This is a genomic window from Bacillus sp. JJ1566, from assembly GCF_036962685.1.
GTDB lineage: Bacteria > Bacillota > Bacilli > Bacillales > Bacillaceae_L > Ferdinandcohnia.
In genome coordinates, this window is the sequence record NZ_JBALOP010000031.1 from 332 (window position 1) to 8,137 (window position 7,806).

At 37.7% G+C, this 7,806-nt stretch carries 5 protein-coding genes and 2 pseudogenes; 4 read left to right on the forward strand and 3 right to left on the reverse strand.

Translation table 11 applies throughout. The features are described 5' to 3' along the window. Positions 1-214 precede the first annotated feature (214 nt). Positions 215-1,036 (reverse strand): hypothetical protein, encoded by an 822-nt coding sequence (locus V7112_RS13435; RefSeq protein ID WP_335420497.1) that lies wholly within the window; start codon positions 1,034-1,036, stop codon positions 215-217. A gap of 79 nt (positions 1,037-1,115) precedes the next feature. Then, a complete protein-coding gene (locus V7112_RS13440) occupies positions 1,116-1,487 on the reverse strand; it encodes a rhodanese-like domain-containing protein (protein WP_335420499.1) in 372 nt (123 codons plus the stop codon). A gap of 155 nt (positions 1,488-1,642) precedes the next feature. Between V7112_RS13440 and V7112_RS13445 the strand changes: the two genes are divergently transcribed. The 4 genes and pseudogenes from V7112_RS13445 (at position 1,643) to V7112_RS13460 (ending at position 6,819) form a co-directional block, all read left to right on the forward strand. Then, positions 1,643-2,479 carry a lipoate--protein ligase family protein gene (locus tag V7112_RS13445; protein WP_335420503.1) on the forward strand — a complete coding sequence of 279 codons (837 nt, stop codon included), beginning with the start codon at positions 1,643-1,645 and terminating at the stop codon, positions 2,477-2,479. Positions 2,480-2,818: 339 nt separating this feature from the next. Then, a pseudogene (locus tag V7112_RS13450) lies at positions 2,819-4,255 on the forward strand (vitamin B12-dependent ribonucleotide reductase); the annotation flags it as partial. Between the two features lie 249 nt (positions 4,256-4,504). Then, positions 4,505-5,632, forward strand: a pseudogene (locus tag V7112_RS13455) (vitamin B12-dependent ribonucleotide reductase); the annotation flags it as partial. Between the two features lie 302 nt (positions 5,633-5,934). Beyond that, positions 5,935-6,819 (forward strand): patatin-like phospholipase family protein, encoded by an 885-nt coding sequence (locus V7112_RS13460; protein WP_335420505.1) that lies wholly within the window; start codon positions 5,935-5,937, stop codon positions 6,817-6,819. Between the two features lie 224 nt (positions 6,820-7,043). Here V7112_RS13460 and V7112_RS13465 read toward each other — a convergent pair whose 3' ends face one another. Next, positions 7,044-7,451 (reverse strand): SA1362 family protein, encoded by a 408-nt coding sequence (locus V7112_RS13465; RefSeq protein ID WP_335420508.1) that lies wholly within the window; start codon positions 7,449-7,451, stop codon positions 7,044-7,046. Positions 7,452-7,806 lie beyond the last annotated feature (355 nt).

Genomic DNA, 7,806 nt, shown 5'->3' on the forward strand with positions numbered 1-7,806 from the left:
TGGTAGTTGGGACTTTGTCCCTGTGAGAGTAGGACGTCGCTAGGCAAACACAAGATCAGCCGATATGGTTGGTCTTTTTTGTGTTTATGCAAAGAAAGAGGCTTGAAGTTGGATAAAATTAGGGAATAGTGTACTCGCAAACACCATAAAGAGGTACATAAATGGATAAAATCAGGAAAGGTAAAATCAGTGAACACCAATTTTCTTCCACATCTTAAATAGAAATTAATAGTACCCCTAGTAATGGTAAAAGAAGAGCAGCAATCCATAGCGGTAGATATAGCCTTCTTGATTTCTTTACAATCTTTCTTGGAAGGCTGAATTCATAAATGCTTTTATGTAAACAATTCATCACTGCAAATATCATGATGGTACCCATAAAACTAAATAATAATGCTACTATGTAGTACGCTATTTTTTCATCTGAAAATGGAAGCTTTGTAATTAAAATTGTCAAAATCAAGTAAATCAGTGAAATAAAGAATAACGTTCGGAAATTCTTTATCAATAGTTTTGGTGATTTTGCGATTGCATCCATAACAGAAGTGTCTTTTAACACAATAATGTAAGGGGTTAGAGAGTAAAATAGTACAATTAGCATTGCTAATAGTGCTAGTGGCCAAAACATAGTTAAAAAAATGAAGAGTACTCCACTGATTAAGAATTCTATGATCGAAAATAGCACCATTCTTTCAAAATAGTAGGGTGCAATTTTTAAGATGGAATATGTATTATCCGGCCCTTCTAAAAAGCATTTCATGGAGCCGAGGTACATGCTGAGTGCATAGCTTTTTAATAGTAGTATGACAATGGTGGCAATGCTGGTAAGTAGCCAATTCGTTGTTGGTCCCTGAAAAGCATCTAGTAGCGGAATCCCATAGGGTATTGGAAAGTGAATGATGTGAAAACCAAATATCGTAAAACCAATATATACACCTAATACTCCAGTGAATGTTAGAATTACGTTTACGATTAGTGGAATAATAATTAGTCGTGGGTAGTAAATGGTATGGTAAAAACCTTTTGAAATGTTCAAAATATCACCTCAGGTTATTCTTTTCATATTTTATCATAATAAAGGGGCATGAAAAAACCTATTCCAATGACGGAATAGGTTATTTTTTCTTTATTTTACCTGACCACTTTTTAAAGCCACCTTGTAATTGGTAAAGATCTTTGTAGCCTTTTCTACGAAGTAATTGTGCCGCACGACCACTACGAACCGTGTTTTGGCAGTATAAGTAGACTGGTTTATCAGGTCTGATTTCAGTTAATCGCATTTTCATTTGTGATAATGGTATATTGCGTGCACCTAGAATATGACCTCCGTCAAATTCGTTTGGTTCACGGACATCGATCAGTTGTGCTTTGCGATATCCTTCACGAAACTGTTCTTCATTTAAAACTTTTACTATTTTTCTTTGGTAGAAGAATGTAATAATTCCGTATGCGATGAGTGCACCTAAAACAATTAAAAGTATTTCCAAAATCAATCTACTCCTTTTTCTATCTCTCATTTTCTATTATATTCGTGTGGTTAAAAAGAATCAAAGGAATTCTCTGGAGGTTTTGATTTTGAAAAACAATTTTTGTTCTGATAGACTAAGGAATGGCAAATAATATTGAACAAAGAGGGTTTCGTATGGGAAAAGAAGTTTGGAGATTTATTGATTCTGGCCATTGTTCACCAGCGTTTAATATGGCTTTAGATGAAGCGTTGCTTGATTGGAACAGTGAGGGAAAAATTCCACCGACGATTCGTTTTTATGGTTGGAATCCAGCGACACTTTCTATTGGTTATTTTCAAAAGGTAGAAAGAGAAATTGATCTTGATGCTGTGAAAAAATATGGGCTTGGCTTTGTGCGTCGTCCGACAGGTGGAAGAGGGGTATTACATGATCAGGAGCTTACATATAGTGTAATCGTGTCGGAAGCGCATCCTGAAATGCCCAAGACAGTTACAGAAGCATATCGTGTTATTTCAGAAGGAGTTTTACAAGGTTTTCGCAATCTTGGTCTTGATGCATATTTTGCCGTTCCTAAGACAGCTGAGGAGCGTGAAGGGTTAAAAAATCCACGATCTGCAGTTTGCTTTGATGCACCTTCTTGGTATGAGCTTGTTGTTGAAGGAAGAAAAGTAGCAGGGAGTGCCCAAACCAGACAGAAAGGTGTTATACTTCAGCATGGTTCTATTCTACTAGATATAGATGAGGACAAATTATTTGATTTATTTAAGTATTCAAGTGAACGTCTTAGAGAAAGAATGCAACGTAATTTTAAAAATAAAGCAGTTGCTATAAATGCATTAAGGGAGAAACCGGTTACGATTGCTGAAGCTAAAAAGGCTTTTAAAGAAGGTTTTGAGGAAGGGCTAAATATTGTGCTTGAGCCTTATCAATTGACAGATGAAGAATTGACCTATGTACATGAAATTGCTGAAAGACGATACAAAACAGATGAATGGAATTTTAAACGATAAACGACTTTTTTAGTCGTTTTTTAATTTGAAAAACCGGAAATCTTTGGTATTACTGGGTTGGGACTAATAGAGGGAAAAAGCAACCGACAAAATTCATCAAAAACACCGAAATTATTTAAATTACCTAGTTTTTCCTCTGTTTTTCTTAATATATTATACTATTTTCGGTTTGACAAAATAGTTTTTATTCATCCGTAAATCAATATGTAGTGGTGTCGAAAATAATTTTAACACTATATATTGATATTTTATTGTCTTTCATATGGATATATGATACTTTAATTTTATCACATTTAAATATACAAAATTGAATTAATAGATTTTAAGGGAGATGTGGGAATGACTGTTGTGCTAGAAAAAATGGATATTAATGTTGAAAGGTTGAACCAGGACATACGCCTTTTTCCTCAGGTCCATCCAATTACGGAGGACATGGAGATTACGCATAAGGGCGTATCTAGGCTTGTAATGCTTGACCGGTATACCTTTAAGGATACCGAGAAGCTTACACTTGCTGAAGGTGACTTTGTTGTTTTAACGATCAAAGAAGATCCAAAGTTTCCTGCACGTGGTTTAGGTTTCATCGTTGACATTGATTGGGAACAGAAGACAGCACAGGTACTAGTAGATGAAGAGTATCGTGGTGTGTTGGACAACCCTGAGGAAGTGGAAACAGGAATTGTTAATCGTTCACTAGATGTTATTGAGAAGCCTCTTGAAGTTTTCTATGAGCAGATTGCAAAAAGAAATGCCACTGGTTTAGCTTCCGTTGAGGAAACGGAGGAAAAGCGTAAGGAATGGTTTGAAAAGTTCTATCAAGAGCTTGTTAGCTTAAATTTCATTCCAGCTGGACGTGTTCTATATGGAGCAGGTGCGGATACAGATGTTACGTACTTTAACTGTTACGTAATGCCGTATGTTCAGGATTCTCGTGAGGGTATTTCCGAGCACCGTAAACAGGTCATGGAAATCATGAGCCGTGGTGGGGGTGTAGGAACAAATGGTTCTACATTACGCCCACGTAACGCACTAGCACGCGGTGTAAATGGAAAGTCATCTGGTTCTGTTTCATGGTTAGATGACATTGCGAAATTAACGCATCTTGTGGAACAAGGAGGTTCGCGCAGGGGTGCTCAAATGATCATGCTTCAATCGGATCATCCGGACATTATTGAATTCATCATTTCAAAAATGCAAAATCCAAGAATACTACGATTTTTAATGGAAAATACAGAAGATGAAACAATTAAAAAATACGCTCAAGAAAAACTAAAATTTACTCCATTCACTGAACAGGAAGTTCAAATGTACCAAGGCATTGTGAATTACAAGCACATCCCAGGATACGGTGGGTTTAGCGAGAAGATTATTAAAGATGCTGAGCAAAAATTAGTTACTGGTGGAAATTACAGTGTTCATAATCCAGAATTCTTAACAGGTGCCAATATTTCCGTTTGTATCACAAAAGATTTTATGGAAGCTGTTGAAGAAGATGGATTATACGAACTGAGATTCCCAGATGTTGAAAGCTACAATGAAGAAGAAATGAAAATATACAATGAAGAATGGCACAAGGTTGGGGATGTACGAGAGTGGGAAAAACTTGGCCATAAAGTACGTGTGTACCGTAAGATTAAAGCGAAAGAGCTTTGGAATCTAATCAATATCTGCGCAACTTATGCCGCAGAACCAGGAATTTTCTTTATTGATAATGCAAACGACATGACAAATGCACAAAGCTACGGTCAAAAAGTCGTTGCAACTAATCCGTGTGGTAAAAGTAAAGTGGCTTAGTTTGCCTCACGTAAAAAACTGCGGAATAAAGCGGGAAGGCTGAGAGGCTAATCCGAACCGAAGGCTAATTTAAAATGTTGGTCAGGGGCAACGCATAGAAGGTGAAACTGCTAAGCAGAATATAATCCTTCCACGAGGCCGCAGCACCGAAATGGTGAAAATATATGCTGACCTTACAGGAAATGAACTGTAAGAAGTAAAGGATAAAAAACCTTTACGATAACAAAATTGGAACAGCCACTAGCACCATATTCAGTTTGTAACCTTGCAGCTGTTAACTTAGCAGAAATGGTCGATAAAGATACTAAATCTGTTAACTTTGACAAGCTGAAGCAAACAGTTGAAGTTGGAGTAAGAATGCAGGATAACGTAATTGACGCAACTCCATACTTCTTAGAAGCTAATCAAAAGCAAGCACTAGGTGAGCGCCGTGTTGGTCTCGGAGTAATGGGCTTACACGATATGCTTATCTATTGTGAAACAGAATATGGTTCAGAAGAAGGAAATAAGCTAGTTGACGAAGTGTTTGAAACTATCGCAATTACTGCTTACCGTGCTTCAATTGAACTAGCAAAAGAAAAAGGTAGCTTCCCATTCTTAGAAGGTAATTCACCAGAGGATGGAAATCGTATCAGAGAAGCTTTAGTCGATACTGGATACATGCAAAAAATGCCTGAAGATATCAAAAACGATATTAAAGAATACGGAATTCGGAACTCACACTTACTAACTGTGGCTCCTACAGGCAGCACAGGAACAATGGTTGGTGTTTCCACAGGCTTAGAGCCTTACTTCTCATTCTCTTATTTCAGAAGTGGACGCTTAGGTAAGTTTATCGAAGTTAAAGCAGATATCGTTCAAGAATATTTAGATAATCATCCAGAAGCAGATCCAAACAACCTACCAAGCTGGTTCGTATCTGCAATGGAGCTTTCGCCAGAAGCGCATGCTGATGTACAATGTGTGATCCAACGCTGGATTGACAGCTCCATCAGTAAAACTGTTAACGCACCAAGAGGCTATACTGTATCTCAAGTAGAAGCAGTATATGAGCGTCTCTACAAAGGTGGAGCAAAAGGTGGTACAGTTTACGTTGATGGAAGCCGTGACGCTCAAGTTCTTACTTTAAAAGCTGAAGAGAACACTTTTGAAGAAACAGAAGTTACAACTGAAGTAGAAGAAAAACCAAAAAATCGTGTCGTCCTTATGGATACGATCATGGATTTACGTCAAACTGACGTAACCATCGGTTCAGAAGTAGGCGACACATGTCCGGTATGTCGTCAAGGTACAGTTGAAGACCTTGGTGGATGTAACACATGTACAAATTGTAATGCCCAGCTAAAATGCGGATTGTAAGTCATTATTAAGAGGGAATCATTTTGATTCCTTCTTTTTTTATCCTCAAAAATAATCATACGTACTAAATCCCAAGTAAGGCGCTTACAAATGTATAAAGGCCGGTTAAACTTTATTCAGCAAACCTGAATAAAGTTTAACCGGCGGATGCCACAGATTTTTAAAGGAAATTTTTTGAGGTGTAGGATCAAAGACTAAGAACGCCACATCCTGATGTCTTCGTCTTTGTGACACACCTCGTGTAGGCCTAAAAAAATCTGGGCACAAATACGCCAAGGCGCATTTGATAGGGGAGGGGTTCGATGTTAATAGATGGTGTATTTTCGGGTGGGGGCATAAAGGGATTTGCGCTTATTGGTGCGTACCAAGCAATCGAAGCAAAGGGATTAACCTTTAAAAGAATGGCAGGAACTAGTGCTGGCTCCTTAATCGCTTCCCTAATCGCGGCAGGTTACACAAGTGGGGAGATTATTGACCTTATGGAAGAATTAAACCTCGGTGATTTTTTAGACCAACGCAAAGCCCTCTTACCAACACCTTTAGCTAAATGGCTTCTTTTATATTGGCGGCTTGGATTATATAAAGGAGATATGTTAGAGAAATGGATTTATCAAAAACTCCGAGCAAAAGGAGTCGTAACCTTTCAAAACCTCCCACAAGGTCGATTAAGAATTATTGCTTCCGACTTAACGAATGGAAGAATCATGGTGTTGCCCGATGATTTAGAACGCTATGGGATACATCCGGCATCCTTTCCAGTTGCAAAAGCGGTACGGATGAGCTGTAGCCTCCCTTACTTTTTTGAGCCGGTCCGTCTAAAAGACTATCAAGGCAATTCAATTGTAGTGGATGGTGGGGTCTTATCGAACTTTCCAATCTGGCTTTTTGATGAAGAACAAAAGCTAAAAAGGCGCCCTGTGCTTGGAATCAAACTTAGTGGGAATAGTCAGCAACAAAAACAAAACAAAATTAACAATGCCATCGATATGTTTGGAGCCCTCTTCGAAACCATGAAAAATGCCCACGATACACGCTATATCTCACGCCGACATGAAAAGAATATTATTTTTATTCCAATTGAAAGTGGTTTGACGACAGAGTTTGGATTAACGGATGAAAAAAAGCAGGAACTTATTCTAGTTGGTAGAACTCGTGCAGAATCCTTTTTACGAACTTGGTGTTATTAACTTTATTCACTTGGGGTTTGACCCCAACTAAATCAAAGTTAAAGCTTCCGGCGGATGCCACAGATTCTCAAAAGTAGGATCATAGACTAAAAACGTCACATCCTGTGTCAACGTCTTTGTGACCCACCTCGTCTGGGCCTAAAATCTGGGCGAGCAAATAGGCCAAGGGCGCATTTTATTTAGAAGAATCAAAAAAACTTTATTCAGCCTGATGCTGAATAAAGTTAGAATAATGCTCGATTCTTCTTTTTTCCTTTTTTTCCTTCAATTACGGTTAGGTGTGTCGTATTCGTTTTTCGCTTTTTATGAATAGACGATACAGTCGATCGTTTTGTCGCGCTAGTCGTAGGTTTCTTATTGCCTACTCCCGAAGAATGTGTTTTTCGCTGACTACCTGTTTTAAATCTCCTTCTAGATTGTTTAGCTGCGCGTAAATAAGCGGAATGTTCCTTTCCTCCCATTCGTCGACTAATCACAAATTTATATAGTAGATAGATGATACCAATGAATAGGAAAATCATGCCTGCTTGCACGAGTAATGAACCCGGACGAGTGAAAAGAGTGTAGACAAATCCAAGTGCACCTAATCCTAGTAAAATCATGACGACTATATTCGATTTACGACGATTCATGAGATACACCTCCTGAAAGCTATACTTATATTGTATTAAAAATCAATATTGTTGTTGCTCGTATATTTCAATTGAATAATCGAATTTTATAAAAAATGAGTCCTTCTTCTTAATATATATTCTACAAGATATGCTAATAAACCTCTATGTTAACGACATCATTTATGACAAATTTATTTTTATTCCAATAAACATTTACTATTGTACCCAGCAATTTCCATTACTACACATTTTTCCACGAATCTTTTTCAAATAGATTAGCATATTCAGCAAACGTATTGCTGAATATGCTAAAAGCCTCCGGCGGATGCCTCAGATTTTCAAAGGAAGTTTTTCGAGCTTAAGATCAAAGACT

What these genes read in the sequence shown, in the direction of transcription:
- V7112_RS13445 (WP_335420503.1), top strand. Translation starts at nt 1,643, where the DNA reads ATGGGAAAAGAAGTTTGGAGATTTATTGATTCTGGCCATTGTTCACCA.
- V7112_RS13460 (WP_335420505.1), top strand. Translation starts at nt 5,935, where the DNA reads ATGTTAATAGATGGTGTATTTTCGGGTGGGGGCATAAAGGGATTTGCG.
- V7112_RS13465 (WP_335420508.1), bottom strand. Translation starts at nt 7,451, where the DNA reads ATGAATCGTCGTAAATCGAATATAGTCGTCATGATTTTACTAGGATTA.